The sequence below is a fragment of the Curtobacterium sp. MCLR17_040 genome (assembly GCF_003234735.1).
GTDB lineage: Bacteria > Actinomycetota > Actinomycetes > Actinomycetales > Microbacteriaceae > Curtobacterium > Curtobacterium flaccumfaciens.
Window position 1 is genome coordinate 20195 of the sequence record NZ_QKTE01000001.1, and the last position, 20201, is coordinate 40395.

The following is a 20201-nucleotide window of genomic DNA, read 5'->3' on the forward strand; positions in this document are numbered from 1 at the left end:
GGTCGGGTCGGGTCAGACCGTGGTCGTCACCTGCGACCCGCCGGCCGGGGTGCGTCGCACCGCGATCCGCTCCGGGATCCGCTGCTTGAGTTCCTCGACGTGGCTGACGATCCCGACCTGTCGCCCGCCCGCGGTGAGTCGCGACAACTGCCCGATGACGTCGTCGAGGGTCTCGGGGTCGAGCGTGCCGAACCCCTCGTCGACGAACAGGGTGCCGAGCGAGACCCCGCCGGCCTCGGCCTGCACGACGTCGGCCAGCCCGAGCGCCAGGCACAGCGACACGGTGAACGTCTCGCCGCCGGACAGGCTGCGGGGATCGCGGACGGTGTCGGTCGTGTGGTCGTGCACGGCGAGGGCGAGCCCCGTCCGTCGCGCCCGTGACCCGGATTCCCGTTCGTCGGAGGTCTCGAGGGTGAAGCGCCCGGCGAGCATGCCGCGCAACCGGTCGTTCGCCGCCGCCACGACGTCCTCGAAGCGCCGCATGAGCACGTAGGTGCCGAGCGTGATGCCGGTCGGGTTGACCGATGCCACCCCGTTCGCGACGTCGGCGAGCCGGACGACCGCACGGCTGCGGGCCGAGGTCTCCTGTCGCGCACGGACGGTGCGGTCGACCTCGGTCGCACACTGCTCGACGGCTTCGGCGCGGTGGGCAGCGGTCACCGCGAGCCGGGTGGCCTCGTCGAGCTCGGCCGTCGCGCGGACCCGTTCGGCCTGGGCCGCCGGCACGTCGAGCTGCTCCGGATCGTCGTCGGCGGCCTGCACCACCGCGGGATCGTCGAGCCCTGCCCGCACGACGGCGCGTTCGGCCTCGGCGGCGCTGATGCTGCTGCGGAAGCGTGCGACGGTGTCGGGGTCGAGCAGGCCGGCTCGTGCGGCGTCGACGTCGGGGAACCCCTGCTCGTCGAGGACCCGGGCGACCTCGGCGCTGCGCTCGTCGCGGGCGCGGGCAGCGGCAGCCGCGCGGTCGTCGGCCTCGGCGACGGCGCGGAGCACCGTCAGCCGTCCGTCGAGCTCGTCGACCACGGCCCGGAGCGACACAGGCGAGCTGCCGTCGTCGCTGTCGAGCAGTGCTGCGAGCCGGTCGATCGCCTCGTGCACGGATCGCAGGTCGGCCTCGAGCCGCTCGGCGTCGGAGGCCGCGGTCGACGCGAGCACCGTGCGCCGGGCGTCGAGGTCGTTCCGCTCGCGCTCGAGCGCCCGCGTCGCGGTGTCGTGCGCCGTCCGCTCGCGCTCGTGCTCCAGCACCAGCGCCGCGGCGTCGTGCGCCGCTCGGACCCGCTCGTCGGCGGCCACCGCCATGGCGTCGAGGGCGACCGTGTCGACGGCGCCGACGACGTCGGTCAGCCGGAGGTGCTCGGCGCGCTCGACGGCCAGGTCGGCCGCGGCGTCGGCGAGCTGCTGGTCGGCCGTACGCGTGGCGTCGCCCGCTGACTCCACCGCCTGGATCGTCGGGTGGTCGTCCTGTGGCGCGGCCACCGACGGGTGCGCCGTCGATCCGCACACCGGGCAGGGGTCGCCGGGGGTCAGCGCGGCACCGAGCTCTCCGGCGAGTCCGGCGATCCGCCGCTCGCGCAGGGAGCGTTCGGCGTCGAGCGCCTCGGTGGCCCGACGGCGGGCCTCGGCCACGATGCGTTCGGCACCGGCGACCCGCTGTTCGGCGCGGTCGCGGGCGGCCAGGTCGGCGCGGAGCGACTGCACCCGGGCGACCTCGTGCGCGGCGGCGTCGGCGTCGGCAGCGGTCGTCGAGGCGGTGCGGGCGGCCTCGACGATCCGGGCTCGTTCCGTCGGCCGGGCCTCGAGCGCGGTGTCGAGGGCGGCGAGGTCGTCTGTGAGGCGCGATGCGGTCGCAGTGGCCTCGGCGATGGCGGTGCGCCTGGCGTCTGCGTCGGCCTCGACCGCGACGAGGTGCCGGACGTCGGACAGGGCGTCGGTCAGCGAGTCGCGGCGCCGGGCGACCTGCTGTGCGTCGACGGCGCCGAGTGCGTGCTGCTCGCGCAGTCGGGCGGCTGCCGCGGCGGTGTCGTCCGCCCGGACGGTCGCGGCGTCGAGGCCGTCGGCCACCGCGGCGACCCGGGCGGCGCGCTCGGCCGTCGCGACCGCGGCCCGTGCCTGCTCGATCGCCGGGGCGTCGTCGTCGAGGAGCGCCTGCCGCCGCAGCAGCGCCGCTCGTCGCTCGAGGGCGGCCGCACGGGCCGTCACCGATCGTTCGTGTTCGGTCGCCGCCGTCGCAGCGGCAGCCGCAGCCGTCCGGGCCGCCCCGGCGGCGTCGGCCGTCGCGCGGAGGGACGCCACCGTGCCGGGGACGACGGACTCGTCGGCGTCAGCGAGGTCGGCGGCCTGCGCGAACCGGGCCAGGGCCTCGCGGACGCGGTCGTCGGCCCCCTCGACCTCGGCCTGCACGGCCCGGCGGCGAGCGGCGAGCTCGTCGGCGGTGCGGTCGTAGACCTGCGTGCCGAACAGCGACTGCAGGAGCTTCCGGCGGTCTTCCCCCGGGGAGCGGAGGAACCGTGCGAACTCTCCCTGCGGCAGCACCACGGTCTGCAGGAACTGCGCGCGGTCGAGCCCGACGATCCGGGCGATCTCGACCCCGACCTCGGGGATGCGGGACGACATGGGTTCGCCGGCGACGTCGGTCGGCGCGGCGAGCCGGAACAGCTGCACCGACGCCTGCTGCTTCACCGTGCCGGTCCCGCGCTGCTTCGGGCGGTCGTACTGCGGGGTGCGCCGGACCCGGTACGTGCCCGCACCGGTCTCGAACACGAGCTCGACGAACGGCTCGACCGCGGGGTCGGCGTGCTGGCTGTGCAACCGGTCGGAGCTGGCGTCGGAACCAGCGAGTCCGCCGTACAGGGCGAACACGACGGCGTCGATGATCGTCGACTTGCCGGAACCGGTCGGCCCTTCGAGCAGGAAGACCCCGGAGGCGGCCAGCGCCGCGAAGTCGATGGTCACGAGGTCGGGGTAGGGCCCGATGGCGCGCAGTTCGAGTCGGTGCAGGTACATCAGCGGTCCACCTCACGCTGCAGGGCGAGCACCGCGGCCTCGTACGCCTCGGTCAGCACCGCCCGTTCGTCGTCGTCGGGCAGCCCGCCGGTGGCGAAGGCCACGAAGTCGCCGGCGACCTCGACCGGGTCGGACGTCGCGGTGACGGCCCGCGCTGCGGTGGCGGCCGGCCGGTCCGCCGGTTCGTGCGTGATCGCCAGGGCGTGCGGGAAGTGGTCCTTCACGCGGGCGTACATGCGTTCCGGGTGCACGGTGTCGGTCACCGCGACGCGGACCCAGGCGTCGGCATCGGCCCGGAACTCCCCGGACTCGATGGCGTCGATGCTGCCCCGCACGTCGACGAGCCGCCGCGGCACCGGGGTCGGTACGAGCTCGACGGTGACGGCACCCGCCGCGTCGAGGTCGGCGATCGTCACGGACTTCCGCTGGTGCCGCTCGCCGAACGAGAACGCCAGCGGCGACCCGGCGTACCGGATCCGGCCGTCGTCGCCGACGCGCTGCGGGCCGTGCAGGTGCCCGAGGGCGACGTAGTCGAACCCGTCGAACACCGACTCGGCCACGCGGTCGACACCGCCGACGCGGATGTCCTGCTCGCTGTCGCTCGGGTCGGCGCCCCCGACGAAGGCGTGCGCGACGACGACGCTCCGGGTGTCGGCCCGCGTCGCCAGGTCGGCGCGGATCCGTTCGGTGGCGGCGTGCACGACGGCGTGGTGCGAGCGGGCGAGGGGTTCGTCGGGGACCGCCGCCAGGGCGTACCGCGTGAGGTCGGGGTGCAGGTACGGGATGCCGTACACGGCCACCGGGCCGTCGTCGTCGGGCACGAGCACCGGATCGGCCACGTGGGCGGGCTCGGCGAGGATGCGCACGCGCTGCCCCATCACGCCGGCCCCGAAGCCGAGCCGTGCGGCGGAGTCGTGGTTGCCCGGCGTGAGGACCACCGTCGTGGTCTCGGCGAGGCGTTCCAGCACGCGGGAGAGCATGCGGACGGCGTCCACCGGCGGGATCGCACGGTCGTAGACGTCGCCGGCGATGACGACGAGGTCGACCGCGCGCTCGCGGGCGAGGTCGACGAGCCAGTCGGTGAACGCGGCCTGGTGCTCGAGCAGGTCGGCACCCAGCAGTGTGCGGCCGAGGTGCCAGTCGCCGGTGTGCAGGATGCGCATGCGGCCACGGTAACGCCGGCCGGGGACATCTCCGGACACCTCGCGGTGCCCTGTGGAGGACTCAGGCGGTCACGCAGCTGGCGGACGCCAGGCCCAGCACCGAGACGACCCGGACCTTGACGGTCGGTGTGCTCGTCGCCGTCCAGTTGTTGCCGAGGTTCGTGCGGAGGTGCAGCGTGTAGGTGGTGCCGAGGTTCAGGAGTCCGGCGCCCCCGTAGACCATCGAACGGGCACCGACGGTGGTCGTGCTGGCCACCTGCGTCGTCCCGTTCATCAGGTCGAACGACACCGGCACGGTCGCGCCGTTGTCGTAGGTCCAGGCGATCGTCACCGTGTTCGACCCGGCCGGGGCGCAGGTCAGGGTGGGGACACCGGTCGCCGTGCCCGCCGTGAAGGCCGCGGTCGGTGCGACGGTGGTCCGCGACCACGGGGCCGCGTCCGCCGCTCCGGGCAGCAGGACGCCGGCGGCCGCCGCGAGCGCGAGCACCGCGGCGCCCCCGCCGAGGCGGCGCAGGCGCCGCCTGCGACGGACTCGTCGACGCAGCGCGCGACGGGTGAGGACGGTGGGCGCGGCGGTCGGGAGGCCCGTGGCGGCGCCGTCCCGTGCCTCCAGGCCGTCGTCCGTACCGCCCACCGGACCGGCAGCGTCGTCCGGACCGGCCGCGTCGTCGGGGCCACCGGCCGCACCGTCGGTCTCGTCGTCGTCCTCGACGAGTCGCCGGAGCGACCCGTCGATCGTGCAGAGCGCGAGCACCGCGGTCAGACCGAGCGCGAGCATCGCGACCAGGCCCCACTCCCCCGCGCTGATCCAGCGGATCGGTGTCCCGATGAACGGGATGCGCAGGAAGGCGATGCCGTGCACGGCGGAGCGCTCGATCGGCGTGGAGTCCTGCTGCGGGTTGGCGTCGCCCTTCGTGACCATGGTGCCGCCTGGGCCGTCCTCGACGTAGCGGTGCATGCGCAGGTGGTCCGCCTGGTCGGGGTCGTCGGCCAGCAGGACCTTGCCCGTGGCGATCTCGCCCGAGCCGACCGGACGCGAGACGACCACGTCGCCGGGGACGATCCGCGGCTCCATCGAACCGGTCATCACGGTGGTCGGCTGCCAGCCGATGAGCGCCGGCGCGGCCGCCCAGAGCGCGAGGCCGAGCAGCGTCGCGACCACGCCCCGGGCGAGGGTGGCGACGACGACGCGCCCCCAGTCGACGGCGTCACGGACCGCTGCGTGCGGTGCGGGACCACCGTGCACTGCGATGCTGCTCATGACTGCCTTCGACCGGGGGCGCGTTGCGGGGAGGGAACGGACGGGGCTGGTTCGGCCCCGGTCCCGGCTCAGCTGTTCTGGGCCTCCCAGGTGAAGCCGAGGGCTGCGGTGCCGCCCTGCACGGTGTTCGGGGCGGTGCTCGAGACCGTGTAGGTGACGCGGTAGACGCGCGTCTCGGACGCGGTGCCGGTCGGGGCCCAGGTGCCGACGCCGGTCGCGTAGTTGGTCGAGGCGGCCCCGAAGCCCGCGACGGTGCCGCTGTAGAGCGAGCCGCCGGTGGCGGCCGGGGTGAAGCCGGAGCAGGAGCCGAAGCCGCCGCCGGTGCCCTGCTCGACGGTCAGGTTGACGTTCGCCGCCAGGTCCTTCGTGGTCGAGACGTTCGTGCCGTAGAGCTTCACGGCCGAGGGCAGCGAACCGGTCGAGGTCACCGCGATGCAGTTCGCACCGGTCGAGCCGGGCTTCAGGTTGTTCGCCGTGAACAGCGCGGTGTTGTTGTCGTCGTCGGACAGGGCGACACTGCCGGCCGTCCAGTTGTTCGTCGGGTTGACGGTGGTCGAGGAGAAGGCCGCGTACGAGGCCGTCGAGACGACGACCCCCGAGGCGACGAGGGCGGCGGGGATGGCGATCCAGGCGGCGAGGCGGGCAGCACGAGGCGTGACACGAGACATGGTTGGACTCCGTGAGGAAGAGATCTGATCGGTGGTTCGGACGGGCCCGCGGTGGTTGGTCGCGCTACGTGCCGAGGTGGTACGACGATCAAGCTACTTGGCCCTCGAGCAGCTCACAAGACCTGAGATGTCCCCACTGATGGGGGTATCTTGACGAGTGAGTTACTTGTTGACTGAAGTTCCCACCCTGTACCCGAGAAGAGCTCCCATGACGGACACCGACCCGGTCGTCCTCCCCCCGCACGCACCCGCCGTCCCCGCGGCACGCGTCGCCCCCACCACACCGCCGGCACCGATGTCGCCCGACGTCACTGCGCTCGACCCCGTCACCGCCGACACGGACCCCGACGCCGACCTGCCGCGACTGCTCACCGCCTTCCGCGTGCTCCAGATGCAGCACGCGCGCGTCCTGCACCACGAGAGCACGGTCCGCGCACTGAACGCCACGGACACCCGGTTCGTGTTCTTCCTCAGCGCCGCCGGCGGCCACGGCGTCACCCCGAAGCAGGCCGGCGAGTACCTCGAGCTCACCACCGGCGCGATGACGTCGCTGATCGACCGGCTCGAGAAGCACGGACACCTGGAGCGTCGCCCGAACCCCGAGGACCGCCGGAGCGTGCTGCTGCACCTCACGCCGTCGGGCACGGCGGTCGCCCGCGAGGTCGGCGCCGTGTACTCCGATGCGTTCCGGCAGGTCGTCGCACCGTCCGACCGCGCCGTGGTCGCCGCCGCGTTCGAGGGCCTCGGCGCCGCCCTGGAGCACCACCACCGCAGCGCCGCCGTGTGACAGCCGGTGTCACGGCCCGCGCGTAGCGTGAGCGCCATGACCCCCTCTGAACTCCTCACCGAAGCGTTCTCCCGCGTCCCCGAGACGATCGAGCGGGCCGTCGACGGGCTCTCCGAAGACCAGCTCGCGGCACGACCGGCAGCCGGGGCGAACACGCTGGCGTGGCTCGCGTGGCACATCGCCCGCGGCCAGGACGTGCAGATCGCCGAGCTCGCCGGCTCCGAGCAGGTCTGGACGGCGGACGGCTGGTACGACCGGTTCGGGCTGCCGTTCCCGGCCGAGGCGCTCGGCTACGGCATGTCCCGCGACGACGTCGGTCGGGTGCGGGCCTCCGCCGAGCTGCTCACCGGGTACCTGCGCGCGGTGCACGAGCGCACCGTCGCGTACCTCGGCACGCTCGGCCCGGACGACCTCGACCCCGTCATCGACGACGCGTGGGACCCGCCCGTCACGGCCGGCGCGCGGCTCGTGAGCATCCTGGACGACTGCACGCAGCACGCAGGACAGGCCGGTTTCGTGCGCGGGCTGCTGTTCTTCAACCGCTGAGCGCGCGCGGCCGCGCGGTCGCGCGTCCGGTGAGCAGAAGACGACGAGTCTGCCGCGGCGACCCGACGTCTTCTGCTCACTCGACGACGGACGGGAGGCCCGGTACCAGCTGGTACCGGGCCTCCCGTCCGTCGTCTAGTCGCGTTTAGCGCGCGGCGAGCTCCGACACGATGCCGTCACCGGGTGCGGCCTGCACCAGGTCCGCCTCGATCTCGGCGCGCTCGAGGATGCCCTCGATCTTGCGGATGCGGCCACGCGGGACGATCGTCACGACCGTGCCCTCCTTGCCGGCACGACCCGTGCGGCCGGAGCGGTGCATGTACGCCTTGTAGTCGTCCGGGGCGTCGGCCTGCACGACGAGCGAGACGTCGTCGACGTGGATGCCGCGGGCGGCGACGTCGGTGGCGACGAGCACGTTCACGCGGCCGCTCGTGAGCAGCTGCAGGTTACGCGTGCGGCGCGACTGGTTCAGGTCACCGTGGAGCGAGGTCGCGCGGATGCCGGCGTCCTCGAACTGGTCGGCCAGACGCTCGGCGTAGGCACGGGTCCGGGCGAAGACGATGGTCTTGCCGTCGCCGGCGACCAGCTCCTCGAGGAGACGGTCCTTCTCGCGCTGCTCGACCACGAGGACACGGTGGTCGATGGTCGAGGACGCCTGGTCCTCACCCGCGACCTCGTGCACGCTCGGCTCGTGCAGGAACTGCTCGACGAGCGCCGCGACCTGGGTGTCGAGCGTCGCGCTGAACAGCAGCTTCTGCGCGCGGTTGCCCTGCGGGGTGACCTCGGCCGTGGCGGAGAGGATCTCCTGCACCGGCTCGAGGAACCCGAGGTCGCACATGTGGTCGGCCTCGTCGAGCACGGAGATGATGACCTCGCTGAGGTCGAGCTTCCCCTTGTTCATGAGGTCCTGCACACGACCGGGGGTGCCGACGATGATGTCGACGCCGCGCTCGAGTGCGCCCTCCTGGCGGCCGTAGGGGACGCCGCCGTAGATCTGCGTCGTGAACAGGCCGACCGAGCGGGCGATCGGCTGCACCGTGCGGTCGATCTGCAGGGCGAGCTCACGGGTCGGCGCGAGGATGAGCGCACGCGGGGCGCGGCCCATCTTGCGCTTGGTGCCGCCGCCGTGCTCCATGAGCTTCTCGACCAGCGGCGCACCGAAGGCGATGGTCTTGCCGGAGCCGGTGCGGCCACGGCCGAGGACGTCCTTGCCGGCGAGCACGTCGGGGATCGTCGCCGCCTGGATCGGGAACGGGCTCGAGGCGCCGAGCTCCTGGAGGGCGCGTGAGATGTTGCCGCCGATGCCCAGGTCGCCGAAGGTCACGCCCTCGACGTCGGCCGCGATGGTGGCCTCGGCCTGGAGCTTCTCGAGCTTGACGTCGTCTGCGGGCACGAACTTGCCGCGCTCGGGCTCGTCGAACGAGCGGCGCGGGGTGCGGTCGCTGCGGTCGTCGCGGTCGAACTTGCGCGGGGCGCGGTCGTCACGGTCGAAGCTGCGACGGGGACGGTCGTCGTTGTCACGACGGGGCGCACGGTCGTCACGGTTGAACGAACGAGGAGCACGGTCATCACGGTCGAACTTGCGCGGAGCGCGGTCATCACGGTCGAAGCTGCGACGGGGACGGTCGTCGTTGTCCCGACGGGGCGCACGGTCATCGCGGTTGAAGCTGCGCGGCGCGCGGTCGTCACGGTCGAACGAACGACGCGGTCGGTCATCGTTGTCACGACGCGGTGCACGGTCGTCGCGGTCGAATGAACGACGCGGACGGTCGTCGTTGTCACGACGCGGGGCACGGTCATCACGGTTGAAGCTGCGCGGGGCGCGGTCGTCGCGGTCGAAGCGACGCGGACGGTCATCGTTGTCACGACGGGGCGCACGGTCATCGCGGTTGAAGCTGCGCGGCGCACGGTCGTCACGGTTGAACGAACGCGGAGCGCGCTCGTCGCGGTCGAACGAACGACGCGGACGGTCGTCATTGTCACGACGGGGCGCACGGTCGTCACGATCGAAGCGACGCGGGGCGCGGTCGTCACGGTTGAAGCCGCGACCACCACGGTCGTCGCGGTCGGGTCGACGCTGGCCGCCACTGTCACGCGGCTCCCAGTTCGGACGGGCCGGACGCTCGCCCTGCGACGCGCGACCGCGACGCTCCTCGGCGTCCCAGCGCTGCTTCTGGCGCGGCTGCGACGAGTCGGCGGCGCGGAACCCGCGGTGCTTGCTGCTGCGGGCGGCGGGGGTGCCGTTCGGGTGGCGGACGCGGTCGGAGGCGCGGTTGTCCGCGCCGCCCTTGTTGTACGGGGCCATGGCTGCTTTCTCGGGTGCGCAACGTACCGCAGCGCCCGACAGCGACATCGGCGGGGGCTGCTTGCGGAGAGGGGGTTCATCCCGTCGCGAGTCGACGTGATTCCAGCCCTCGAGCAACACACACCCAGCAGAATTTCCGTGATCACAATGTCACGACGTCGAAGGCCGACCGATCGAGTCTACGCGAGCCGGTGCCGTGACGCCAGCCCCGAGGCGAACGCAGGCCGGTCGAGCGGGGTGATCCGCGCCTCCTGGCCGCACCGGACGCGACGCGTCACGGCGAGCCCAGCCGGAACAGCCGTTGCAGCCCCCACCCGGTGACGCGCACGAGTGCTTCGACCACGATCCCCCCGCTCATCTTCGACTCGCCCCGCTCGCGCTCCACGAAGGTGATGGGGACCTCGGCGACGACGGCACCCGCCCGGAGCGCGCGTCGGGCGAGGTCGACCTGGAAGCAGTAGCCGGCCGAGGCGATGCCCTCTGCGATGAGCGAACGGAGGAGGTCCGCGCGGATCGCGCGGTAGCCCCCGGTGAGGTCGCGGACCCGGACACCGAGCACGAGCCGACTGTAGAGCGAGCCGCCGCGCGACAGGGCGATCCGGTGCCACGGCCAGTTCACGACCGAGCCACCGCGCACCCAGCGCGAGCCGATGACCAGGTCGGCACCCGCCGCCGAGCGCTCGAGCAACCTGCCGAGTTCTTCGGGCCGGTGCGAACCGTCGGCGTCCATCTCGACCAGGACGTCGTGGTGGCGCTCGAGCCCCCAGGCGAACCCGGCCAGGTAGGCGGCACCGAGACCGGCCTTCTCGGTGCGGTGCAGGACGTGCACACGCTCGTCGTCCCGGGCGAGGTCGTCCGCGATCGCGCCGGTGCCGTCCGGGCTGCCGTCGTCGACGACCAGGACGGTGACCTCGGGGCGTGCCGCGAGGACGCGGGCGACGACCGACTCGATGTTCTCGCGCTCGTCGTACGTGGGGATGACGACGAGCACCCCTCCACCGCCACTGCGAAGTTTCAAGGATTACCCCGTTGCTGTGTGGTTCGAATTGGATATCAGAACAACATATACGCAACGACACCACGGAGGCCAGCATGCGAGACAGCACGGCGACCCGCACCCTGCCCGATTGCCTCATCACCCTCGCGCTCTACGCACTCGCGCGGGTCGTGACGACCGTCACGCTCACGGTGGGGTTCGCGTTCAGCGACCCGGTCGGGTTCGGCGACCCGCTCGGCTGGAAGGGGTTCTTCGAACGCTCGGCCGCCTGGGACGGCCAGTACTTCCTCGAGATCGCGCGGCAGGGCTACCCGAGCGCGCTGCCCGTCGACGACACCGGCGCCGTCCAGCAGAACGCCTGGGCGTTCTTGCCCGTGTTCCCGGCGGTCGTGCGGGCGGCCAGCACGACCGGCGCCGACCCCGCGGTGGTCGCGGTGCTGCTCGCGACGGCGTTCGGCGGCGCGGCGTCCGTCGCACTCATGGTCCTGGTCCGTCCACATGTCGGACGGACCACCGCGCTGTGGTCGGGCGTGTTCTTCGCCTTCGGGCCGATGTCGTTCGTCCTGCAGCTCGCCTACGCCGAGTCGCTCGGCCTGCTGCTCGCGTTCGCCGCACTCATCGCGATGCAGCGGCGGCACTACTGGACGGTCCTGCCGATCGTCACGGCTCTCGCGTTCACCCGGCCCGGGGCGCTCGCGATCCCGTTGGCGCTCGCGCTGCACGCCGTGCTCCGGCTCGTGCAGCACGACCCGGTGCCCGTGCGGGAGCGTGTCGCGATCGTCGTCACCGGCCTCGTCACGGCAGCGGCCGGCCTGGCGTGGCCGGTCGTCGCGGCGCTCGTCACCGGGGTTCCCGACGCCTACTTGCAGACCGAACTCGCGTGGTGGCGGCTCCACCTCGACGTGCAGCACTTCGTGCCGCTGACACCGTGGTTCCTGCAGGCCGACCGGGTCGCGGGCGCGCTCGGCGTGGTCGCTGTGCTCGTCGCGGTCGGCGCCACCGGGTGGTGGCTGTCGTCACGCTCGACCCGCCGGATCGGCTCGGTGCCGCTGCTCGGCTCGACGTCGTACCTGCTCTACCTCTTCGCGACGTTCCTGCCCCAACAGAGCCTGCCGCGGCTGCTGCTGCCGGCGGCCCCGTTGCTCGGTGCGCCGATCCTGCACCGCAGCGCGCTGCGACGGGGGGTCGTGCTCGGTGGCTGCGTGCTCGCGCAGCCCGCGGCGGTTTGGGTGCTGTTCCTCACCCACAATCCCTGAGCCGGTGGCTCAGGACTCCGCGAGCCGCCGACGCTGCTCGGCGACGTCGAAGTCCGCCTTGGGCCAGGACAGGTGCATGTCCTCCAGCGCCCGGAGCAGGAGCTGCTGCACGGCGAGGCGGGCGTACCACTTGCGGTTCGCGGGCACGACGTACCAGGGCGCCTGCGGGGTCGACGTGCGGTCGAGGGCGATCTGGTACGCCTGCTGGTAGCGGTCCCAGAGCAGGCGGTCGTCGATGTCGCCCGGGTTGAACTTCCAGTGCTTGTCGGGGCGGTCGAGCCGGTCGCCGAGACGCTCGCGCTGCTCGTCCTTCGAGATGTGCAGCATCACCTTGACGATGGTCGTGCCGGAGGCGGCGAGGCCGTCCTCGAACGCGGTGATCGCGCCGTAGCGGCGTTCGATCTCGTCCGGTGCGGCGAGCCCGCGGACGCGCTGGGCGAGCACGTCCTCGTAGTGCGAGCGGTCGAACACGCCGAGCTGCCCGGCTGCCGGCAGCTGCTTCTCGATGCGCCAGAGGAAGTCGTGCTCGCGCTCCTCGGCCGTCGGGGCCTTGAAGCCGGCGTAGTGCACGCCGTTCGGGTCGACCGCACCGACGACGTGCGAGACGATGCCGCCCTTGCCCGCGGTGTCCATCGCCTGCAGTACGAGCAGCACCCGGCGATCGTCGCCGGCCGTCGATGCCGCGTACAGGCGCTCCTGCAGGGCGGCGAGACGGGAGGCGCCGGCGGCGAGGGCCTCGAGGCCGTCGATCTTTCGGCCGGGGAAGCCCGGGGTGCCGTCCGGGTCCACCTGGTCGAGGCGGAACCCGGGTTCGACGCGGAGCAGTGGTTCGGGATCGGCGTTCCAGGCCTTGCGATTGCTCACGGGTCCTCCTGCGGTGCTCCGGTCGGCGGCTGCCGTGCTCATCCTCGCACTGCCGTCCTCCGCTCGGGTGACGTGGGCGGTCGCCGGGGCGGCTAGCGTGGACGTGATGAAGTCCGGCCGCCGCTCAGTGCTCGCGCTCGTCGCCGCGGTCGTGGCGCTCGGCGCGATGGCGTCCTGCAGCACGGACCCGGTCGGCGACGAGAACGCCACCGTGACCGCGGACAGCGTCATCTACCCGCTGTCGCTGCGCTACCACGGCATCGACGTGGTGGCCGACGTGCCCTACGGCACCGACCCGCTGCAGCGCCTCGACGTGTGCCTGCCCGCCGACAGCGACCCCGCGACGACGGCGACGCCCACTGCGACGCCGTCCGCCTCGGCCACCGCCGACCCCGATGCCGAAGCGGTCGAGGCCACCACCGGACGCCCGGCGGTCCTGATGATCCACGGCGGCAGCTGGTCGCACGGCGACAAGGCGACGGCCGCGTACCGGTCCGTGTGCAAGTACCTGGCGTCCGAGGGCTTCGTGACGTTCAACGTCGACTACCGCCTGGCCCCGACGGATCCGTTCCCGGCCGGGCTCGACGACGTCCGCCGTGCGCTCGACTACGTGTTCCGTCCCGCGACGCTCGAGACCTACGACGTCGACTCCCAGCGTGTGGGCGTGTTCGGCGGGAGCGCCGGCGGCAATCTCGCCGCGATGCTCGCCGTCACCGACCACGACTCCGCCGCGTACGCCGACGGTGACCGGATCCGTGCCGTGGTGGACCTGAGCGGGCCGACGAACCTGACCACCCGGTCCACCGAGCCCGACGGGGTGTCCGCGGCCTTCCAGCGCAAGCAGCTGCTCTACCTCGGGTGCCGGTCGTACGCCAGGTGTCCGGCGGCCACGCGGGCGTCGCCCGAGTTCCACGTCACTTCGGACACCGCGCCGTTCTTCATCGGGCACTCCACCGACGAGTTCATCCCGATGTGGGAGTCGCAGGAGTTCGCCGCGACGCTCCGGTCCCACGACGTCCCGGTGACGTTCGTGGCGGTCGAGGGCACGGCCCACTCGATCGCCCAGCTCGACGAGGCGATGAGCCGCCGCGTGGTCACGTTCCTGCGGACGCAGCTGGGCTGACTGCGGGCGCCGACCAGCTGCCGGCTGCCGGAGGCCGACCGCGTGCCCCGGGTGGGTGCCACCCGGAGTCGGGACTGCCGCTGCCGACCCCCTGGCCGCAGACTTCGGGGGTGACCGACACCTCGACCCGCCCTGCCCGCGCCGCTGCGACCCGCTGGGACCGCCCTGCGCTGCAGACGTTCGGGGAGCTGCTGCTCGGGCTGTCGTTCGTCGCCGCGGTGTCGTTCGGCGGGTACGCCTCGGTCACCGGACAGCTGGCCGTCGTGTCGCAGGTCGCCGCCGTGGTGTTCCTCGTGACGCTGACCCTCGTGCTGGTGTCCTGGTTCCGGGCCGTCGAGCGCGAGGAGCGGACCGAGCGCGTCGTCGTCTCGCCCCTCGCGGCGATCGACGCCGAGTACCGCCGCTAGCCAGCGCTGCCGGAACGCGCCGCTCGTCGCCGCTGTCGTTCCTGCCGGAGTTCCACGCGTTCCTGGCGTCGCTCAGCGCGCGCCTGCTTCCGGGTCTTGCCCGCGGCGATCCGGTCGTCGTTGCGCTCGCGAGCCCGCTCGACCACGAAGTACAGCGCCGGCAGCACCACGAGCGTCAGCAGCGTCGAGGACACCAGGCCACCGATCACGACCAGTGCCAGCGGCTGCGAGATGAAGCCGGACTTGCCGGTCAGCCCGATCGCCATCGGCAGCAGCGCGAAGATCGTCGCCATCGCCGTCATCAGGATCGGACGGAGGCGTCGTGTGGCGCCCTCGATCAACGCCTCGCGCACCCGCAACCCGCGCCGTCGGTACTGGTTGACGAGGTCGATGAGCACGATCGCGTTCGTCACGACGATGCCGACGAGCATGAGCAGACCGATCAGCGACGCGACACCGATCGGGACGCCCGACGCGATCTGCAGCAGGATCGCGCCCGTCGCCGCGAACGGCACCGACACCAGCAGCAGCAGCGGCTGGAGCAGGCTCCGGAACGTCGCGACCATGATCACGTAGACGATCAGCACAGCGACCAGCACCGCGAGCCCGAGCTGCGAGAACGCCGACGACTGGCTGGCGGCGACGCCACCGATCGAGGCGGTCGCACCCTTCGGCAGGTCGAGCTTGTCGACGGCGGTCGTGACGGACTGCACGGCCGCACCGAGGTTCGTGGCGTCCGGCGTTACGGTGATCGTGGCGGTGCGGGCCGCGTTCGTCGTGGTGACCGTGGTGGGGCCCTCGGACTCCTCGACCGTGGCGACGTCGGACAGCGGGACCGTGCCGGTGCTCGTCGGCACGTCGAGTGCACGGAGCGCGGCGATGGTGGTCGGCGGCTCCGGGTCGGCGATGTAGACGTCGAGCGTCGCGTCGTCGATCTCGATGCTGCCGGTGTCCCGCGGCGAGACCGCGGCGGCGACGAGGCCACCCACCTGGGTCTCGGTGAGGCCGAGTGACGCTGCCTCCTGGCGGTCGACCCGGACGGCGAGGAACGGTTCTGCCGCGGACAGGTTGCTCGTGGCGCCCGTGGTGTCCGGGACCGACTGCATGGTCTTCAGCACCTGGCGCGACGCCGTCTCGAGCTGCGACTGGGTCGGCGCGGTCACGTCGACCTCGATGTCGCTGCTGCCACCGAACCCGCCGCCGGAGGACGCGATGGTGACCTCGCCGACGTCCTTGATCGTCCCGATCGACTTCCGCGCGTCGGCCTGGATCGTGGGCTGGTCGGCCTCGGCGTCGGTCGTGACGGCGTACTGCACCGAGGCGCTGCCGCCCCCGCCGAACGCCGCCTGGATCGACTGGCCGCTCGTGCCGATGGTGGTCTGCACGGTCTCGACGCCGTCGACGTCCTGCAGTGCCCGCTCGACCTTGCGTGCGGACTCGGACTGGACGGCGAGACTCGAACCGGCCTTCAGGTCCTGCGTGACCGTGAACGTGTTCTGCCCCGAGTCGCCCAGGTAGTTCGTGGTGACGAACGGCAGCGTGGCGACCGTTCCGCCGAGCACGATCACGGCGAGCAGGATGACGACGACCGGCTTGCGGACGACCCACCGGAGCACCGGCAGGTAGACGCGTCGCAGGCGGTCGACCCGGCCGGCGTCGTGCAGGTCCGCGGCGGAGGCGAGCGCACCCTCCGAGCGGTCGCCTTCGTGCCCGCGCTCGGCATCGATCGCCGACGGTGTCGCTTCCGCGTCCGTGGGCGCTTCCGCTGCCGCCGTCGCGTCGCCCGGCTTCGCCTTCGGCGGGCGCAGCCACCAGTACGCCAGCACCGGCACGATGGTGAGCGAGACGAACAGCGACGCGACGAGCGCCAGGGTGACCGTCACGGCGAACGGTCGGAACAGCTCCCCCACGAGTTCTGCGACGAAGGCGACCGGCAGGAACACCGCGACGGTGGTCAGGGTCGAGGCGGTGACCGCTCCGGCGACCTCGCGAACGGCGTCCCGCACGGCCTGGCCGCGGTCGACGCCGGGGAGCATGTGCCGCTTGATGTTCTCGATGACGACGATGGAGTCGTCGACCACGCGGCCGATCGCGATCGTGAGGGCCGCCAGCGTGATGATGTTGAGCGTGTACCCGGCGGCGCGCATGCCGATCGCCGCGAGGAGCACCGACGTCGGGATCGAGATCGCGGTGACGAGCGTGGAGCGCCACGACAGCAGGAACACCAGGATGACGAGCACCGCGAAGGCGAGCCCGAGCAGGCCCTCTTCGGCCAGGGAGTCGATGGACTGCTGGATGTAGGGCGCCTGGTCGAAGACGACGGTGAAGCGGGGGTCGCCCTCGATCTTGTCCTCGATGCCGGGCAGGGCGTCACGGACGGTGTTCGAGACGTCGACGGTGTTGGCTTCCTGCGTCTTCGTGATCGAGATCGTCAGCGCCTGCTGCCCGTCCACGCGGCTGATGGAGGTGCGCGGCGACTCGGTGATGGCGACCTTCGCGACGTCGCCCAGGGTGGTGTCCGTCGGCGTGGCCGCGGTCGTCGACCCGCCCGTCGCGGCGTCTCCCGTGGGCGCGGCACCGGTCGCGCCCGTGCCGGTCGCGCCCGTGCCGGTCCCGGTCGCACCGGCGCCGGTCGCCCCCGTGCCGGTCGCACCCGCAGCCGTGCCGTCACCGGACGAGGCCGTCCCGTCGGCACCGGCGGCACCCGACCCGGATCCGTCCGAACTCGACGAGCTCGACGAGCTCCTGAGTGGCAGGGCGCGGATGTCCTTGAGCGAAGCGATCCGCTCGCCCGTCTGCACCGACAGGGTCGAGCCGTCCTCGGTGATCGTGCCGCCGGGGATCAGGGTGCCGTTGTCGTCGAGCGCGTCCGAGATCGCCGTCTGGCTGAGGCCGCGGGCGGCGAGCTCGTCCTGGTCCGGCGTGATGACGACGCGACGACCCGGGTTGCCGAAGACGTCCGCCTGCCGCACGCCGTCGAGCTTCTCGAGGTCGGGGATCGCCGAGGCCTGCAGCCGGTCGACGAGCTGTTCCTGGTTGCCGGACGCCGAGACGGCGACCTGCAGCACCGGCAGGTCGTCGAAGGACCCGGTGACGATCTGCGTCTGCACCGAGTCGGGCAGCGACAGCGCGTTCACCGCGGTCTGGATCTTGTCCTCGGCGCTGGCCAGGTTCGATCCGTACTGGAACGACGCCGACACCACGCTCTGCCCGGTCGACGAGGTCGCACTGGTCGACTCGAGGTCCGGGACGACCTGGATCGCCTGTTCGATCTTGGTCGAGACGTCGTTCGACACGACCTCTGGCGTGGCTCCGGGGTAGGCGCTGACGATCGCGACCTGCGGGAACTCGACGCTGGGGATCAGCTCCTGCTTGAGGCTCGAGAGCGCGATGCCGCCGAAGACCGCGACCACGATCGTGACGAGCGCGATGAGGGCCCGGTTGCGCAGGCTGAAGACCGAGAGGAGGTGCACGTCATCGATCCTCGCAGGACCGACCGACGAACGTTCGGCTGGCAGCCAGAACCCGCCGTCGGATCAGGACGGAGCGGCGAGGACCTGCCGTCGGATCAGGACTGCAGGATCAGAACCCGCCGAGCAACAGGTACGCCCCGAGCACCGCCACCGTGCCGACCACCCCAGTGCCGAGCGCCACCACGCGCCCGACGGGTGAGCGGGTGCCGAGGACCCCGATGCCGAGGAGGAGCACGCCGACGACGATCTCGACGGCCCAGGTGACGTGCCCCGTCGTCGCGGCGACCTGCAGCAGCCCGCGGATCCCCTCACCGACGAGCACCGCGGCCGTCACCCCGAACGCCCCCGCGCGCCACCGGGCGTCGCGGGACCGCACCGCCACGGCGACCGCTCCGCCCAGCAGCCCGGCCGGCACCCCGAGCAGCACCCAGGGGTTCGTGATCGACAGCACGTCGGGGAACCCGCGCAGGACCGTCGTGGCCCAGTACCCGACGTGCATGAGCTCGAGGAGCACGACGCCGAGCACCATCGCCAGCGGCAGGGCGACCCGGCCCCCTCGTGCTCCGGCCACCAGGCACAGCAGCGCGGCGACGAGGAACCACGGCCCGGCCGAGTTCGACACGGAAGCGAGAGCGGGCACGGCCTGCCCGAACGAGGTCAGGACGCCCGCCAGGAACGCCCCGCTCAGCGCGATGGTGACCCGCACCACGGCGGGGACCGCCGCGGGCGGCTCGACGGGCGTCGGCACAGCGGAGCGGGTTCCGGCGGACAGGGTCGCGTTCATGGCACCAGCCTCGCCGGACCCCGCCGACGCCGCATCACCCCGAGGAGCGAGAACCCCCGACCCGACCTCACCCCAGAGGATGACGGCTCAGACCACCGCCGCCAACGACCCCCGCACGCCGCTCGTCTCGCCACCCACCCGTTCCCACGACCGCGACAGCACGTCCACCAACCGCCCCCGATCGGCCGGGGCCATCGTGAACGGCACCCGCAGGAACCGCTCGAACCCACCGTCCGGCCCGAACACCCCGCCCGAGGCGAGCACCACTCCCTCGGCCCGCGCGGCGAGCACGAGCGCGCTCGACACCGGTCGGCCGAGCCCCACCCACGTCGTCAACCCGCCCGCCGGCGCCGGGACGTCCCACTCCGGGAGCCGCGCCCGGAGCGCCCCCACGACCGCGTCGCGACCTTCGCGCAGGGACGCACGCCGCGCCTCCAGGAAGGCCGCCGTGCGCGGGACCAGCTCGCGCACGACCAGCTGGTCGAGCACGGGGGTGCCGAGGTCGCCCGTGGGGCGGGCGAGCAGCAGCCGCTGCAGCAACGCCGGGTCGGCACGGATCCAGCCGATCCGCAGGCCGCCCCAGAAGACCTTGGCGGCGGAACCGATCATCACGACCGACGACCCCGACGGGTCCGCCGCCGCCAACGGCGGCGACGGCTCCCCGTCGATCCGGAGCTCCCCCATCGTCTCGTCGGCGATCACGATCGTGCCGACCGAGGACGCGACCGACAGCAGGAGCCGGCGGGTCGACGCGGACATGGTCGCACCGGTCGGGTTGTGGAGCTCGGGCATGACGTACGCGACGGAGGGCGCGGTGCGACGCAGCGTCGTCTCGAGCGCGGCGGCGTCCCACCCCGTCCGCGCGTCGACGGGGACGCCGACCAGGCGGCCGCCGGCCTCGCGGAAGGCCTCGTGCGCGTGCGGGTAGGTCGGGGACTCGACGAGCACGGCGTCGCCACGGCGGACGAGCACGCGCGCGAGCAGGGCGATCGCGTGCTGCGCGCCGAGGGTGACGATGACCTGGGCGGGTTCGGTCGGCAGTCCGCGCTCGGTGTAGCGCGCGGCGATCGCGGCGCGCAGGCCGGGGTCGCCGACGGTGTCGTAGCCGATCCCGGCGAGCGCCGCGGGCACGTGCCGGACCGCCCGCTCGACCGCCTCGTCGATGCCGGGGGCCGCGTGCAGGGCCGCCTTGCGCAGGTCGAGCAGGTCCCCCTCGACGACCCCGCCCAGGCGTTCGGGGTCGGGCCGGCCGACCAGGTCACGGGGCAGGTGGACCACGCTGCCGGAGCCACGGACGGACACCAGGAACCCGTCGGAGCGCAGGCGGGCGTAGGCGTTCGCGACGGTGGTGCGCGAGACGCCGAGGGCTGCGGCCAGTCCGCGCTCGGCCGGCAGCCGGACGCCCTGGGCGACCCGTCCGTCGATGACGAGGACCCGGAGGGCATCGGCGAGCGCCTCGTAGGCCGGGGCGTCGGTCCCGGCGCGCCAGTCGGTCAGCAGGTGGGCGGCGGCGCGGGCACTGATCAGGACAGGGGGCACGGGTCCACGGTAGCGCGATTGGCTC

The 20201-nt window shown here is 72.9% G+C and carries 15 protein-coding genes; 5 read left to right on the plus strand and 10 right to left on the minus strand.

What is annotated here, in order from left to right; genetic code table 11:
- Positions 1 to 12 precede the first annotated feature (12 nt).
- From DEJ01_RS00120 to DEJ01_RS00135, 4 genes are all read right to left on the minus strand, one after another.
- Positions 13 to 3003 (minus strand): AAA family ATPase, encoded by a 2991-nt coding sequence (locus tag DEJ01_RS00120; RefSeq protein WP_111091861.1) that lies wholly within the window; start codon positions 3001 to 3003, stop codon positions 13 to 15.
- Positions 3003 to 4166: an exonuclease SbcCD subunit D gene (locus tag DEJ01_RS00125; RefSeq protein ID WP_111091862.1), complete on the minus strand. Its 1164-nt coding sequence runs from the start codon at positions 4164 to 4166 to the stop codon at positions 3003 to 3005. Before DEJ01_RS00125 ends, DEJ01_RS00120 begins: the two co-directional genes overlap by 1 nt.
- Positions 4167 to 4227: 61 nt before the next feature.
- On the minus strand, positions 4228 to 5427 hold the full coding sequence (locus DEJ01_RS00130; protein ID WP_111091863.1) for a S24/S26 family peptidase: 1200 nt from the start codon (positions 5425 to 5427) through the stop codon (positions 4228 to 4230).
- 68 nt (positions 5428 to 5495) lie between these two features.
- Positions 5496 to 6095, minus strand: a complete 600-nt coding sequence (locus tag DEJ01_RS00135) for a hypothetical protein (protein ID WP_110864334.1) — start codon at positions 6093 to 6095, stop codon at positions 5496 to 5498.
- 208 nt (positions 6096 to 6303) lie between these two features.
- Here DEJ01_RS00135 and DEJ01_RS00140 point away from each other — a divergent pair, with 208 nt between their 5' ends.
- Entirely contained in the window at positions 6304 to 6882 is a 579-nt protein-coding gene (locus DEJ01_RS00140; protein WP_111091864.1) for a MarR family winged helix-turn-helix transcriptional regulator, read from the plus strand.
- Between the two features lie 36 nt (positions 6883 to 6918).
- Positions 6919 to 7428, plus strand: a complete 510-nt coding sequence (locus tag DEJ01_RS00145; protein WP_111091865.1) for a DinB family protein — start codon at positions 6919 to 6921, stop codon at positions 7426 to 7428.
- Positions 7429 to 7573: 145 nt separating this feature from the next.
- On the opposite strand, the gene DEJ01_RS00150 is transcribed toward DEJ01_RS00145, so the two are convergent.
- Entirely contained in the window at positions 7574 to 9733 is a 2160-nt protein-coding gene (locus DEJ01_RS00150) for a DEAD/DEAH box helicase (protein ID WP_111091866.1), read from the minus strand.
- A 274-nt stretch (positions 9734 to 10007) separates the two neighbouring features.
- Entirely contained in the window at positions 10008 to 10751 is a 744-nt protein-coding gene (locus DEJ01_RS00155; protein ID WP_111091867.1) for a polyprenol monophosphomannose synthase, read from the minus strand.
- A gap of 74 nt (positions 10752 to 10825) precedes the next feature.
- Between DEJ01_RS00155 and DEJ01_RS00160 the strand changes: the two genes are divergently transcribed.
- Positions 10826 to 11986: a mannosyltransferase family protein gene (locus tag DEJ01_RS00160; RefSeq protein ID WP_111091868.1), complete on the plus strand. Its 1161-nt coding sequence runs from the start codon at positions 10826 to 10828 to the stop codon at positions 11984 to 11986.
- A gap of 9 nt (positions 11987 to 11995) precedes the next feature.
- Here the strand turns inward: DEJ01_RS00160 and DEJ01_RS00165 are convergent, their stop codons facing one another.
- Positions 11996 to 12850 (minus strand): polyphosphate kinase 2 family protein, encoded by an 855-nt coding sequence (locus DEJ01_RS00165; RefSeq protein ID WP_181438309.1) that lies wholly within the window; start codon positions 12848 to 12850, stop codon positions 11996 to 11998.
- A gap of 106 nt (positions 12851 to 12956) precedes the next feature.
- On the opposite strand from DEJ01_RS00165, the gene DEJ01_RS00170 reads away from it, so the two are divergent.
- Positions 12957 to 13973 carry an alpha/beta hydrolase gene (locus DEJ01_RS00170; protein ID WP_111091869.1) on the plus strand — a complete coding sequence of 339 codons (1017 nt, stop codon included), beginning with the start codon at positions 12957 to 12959 and terminating at the stop codon, positions 13971 to 13973.
- A gap of 110 nt (positions 13974 to 14083) precedes the next feature.
- Entirely contained in the window at positions 14084 to 14380 is a 297-nt protein-coding gene (locus DEJ01_RS00175) for a hypothetical protein (protein WP_111024960.1), read from the plus strand.
- On the opposite strand, the gene DEJ01_RS00180 is transcribed toward DEJ01_RS00175, so the two are convergent.
- The 3 genes from DEJ01_RS00180 to DEJ01_RS00190 all read right to left on the minus strand — a co-directional run bounded on the left by DEJ01_RS00180 (position 14377) and on the right by DEJ01_RS00190 (position 20176).
- Entirely contained in the window at positions 14377 to 17853 is a 3477-nt protein-coding gene (locus tag DEJ01_RS00180) for an efflux RND transporter permease subunit (protein WP_111091870.1), read from the minus strand. The genes DEJ01_RS00175 and DEJ01_RS00180 overlap by 4 nt on opposite strands.
- 109 nt (positions 17854 to 17962) lie before the next feature.
- On the minus strand, positions 17963 to 18637 hold the full coding sequence (locus DEJ01_RS00185; protein ID WP_111091871.1) for a DUF6518 family protein: 675 nt from the start codon (positions 18635 to 18637) through the stop codon (positions 17963 to 17965).
- 87 nt (positions 18638 to 18724) lie between these two features.
- Complete coding sequence (locus DEJ01_RS00190; RefSeq protein WP_258371332.1) at positions 18725 to 20176, minus strand: PLP-dependent aminotransferase family protein; 1452 nt, start codon at positions 20174 to 20176, stop codon at positions 18725 to 18727.
- Positions 20177 to 20201 lie beyond the last annotated feature (25 nt).

Bases quoted from the DNA above. Each gene is read 5' to 3' on its own strand.
- DEJ01_RS00120 (WP_111091861.1), bottom strand. From the start codon at position 3,003: ATGTACCTGCACCGACTCGAACTGCGCGCCATCGGGCCCTACCCCGAC.
- DEJ01_RS00125 (WP_111091862.1), bottom strand. From the start codon at position 4,166: ATGCGCATCCTGCACACCGGCGACTGGCACCTCGGCCGCACACTGCTG.
- DEJ01_RS00130 (WP_111091863.1), bottom strand. From the start codon at position 5,427: ATGAGCAGCATCGCAGTGCACGGTGGTCCCGCACCGCACGCAGCGGTC.
- DEJ01_RS00135 (WP_110864334.1), bottom strand. From the start codon at position 6,095: ATGTCTCGTGTCACGCCTCGTGCTGCCCGCCTCGCCGCCTGGATCGCC.
- DEJ01_RS00140 (WP_111091864.1), top strand. From the start codon at position 6,304: ATGACGGACACCGACCCGGTCGTCCTCCCCCCGCACGCACCCGCCGTC.
- DEJ01_RS00145 (WP_111091865.1), top strand. From the start codon at position 6,919: ATGACCCCCTCTGAACTCCTCACCGAAGCGTTCTCCCGCGTCCCCGAG.
- DEJ01_RS00150 (WP_111091866.1), bottom strand. From the start codon at position 9,733: ATGGCCCCGTACAACAAGGGCGGCGCGGACAACCGCGCCTCCGACCGC.
- DEJ01_RS00160 (WP_111091868.1), top strand. From the start codon at position 10,826: ATGCGAGACAGCACGGCGACCCGCACCCTGCCCGATTGCCTCATCACC.
- DEJ01_RS00170 (WP_111091869.1), top strand. From the start codon at position 12,957: ATGAAGTCCGGCCGCCGCTCAGTGCTCGCGCTCGTCGCCGCGGTCGTG.
- DEJ01_RS00185 (WP_111091871.1), bottom strand. From the start codon at position 18,637: ATGAACGCGACCCTGTCCGCCGGAACCCGCTCCGCTGTGCCGACGCCC.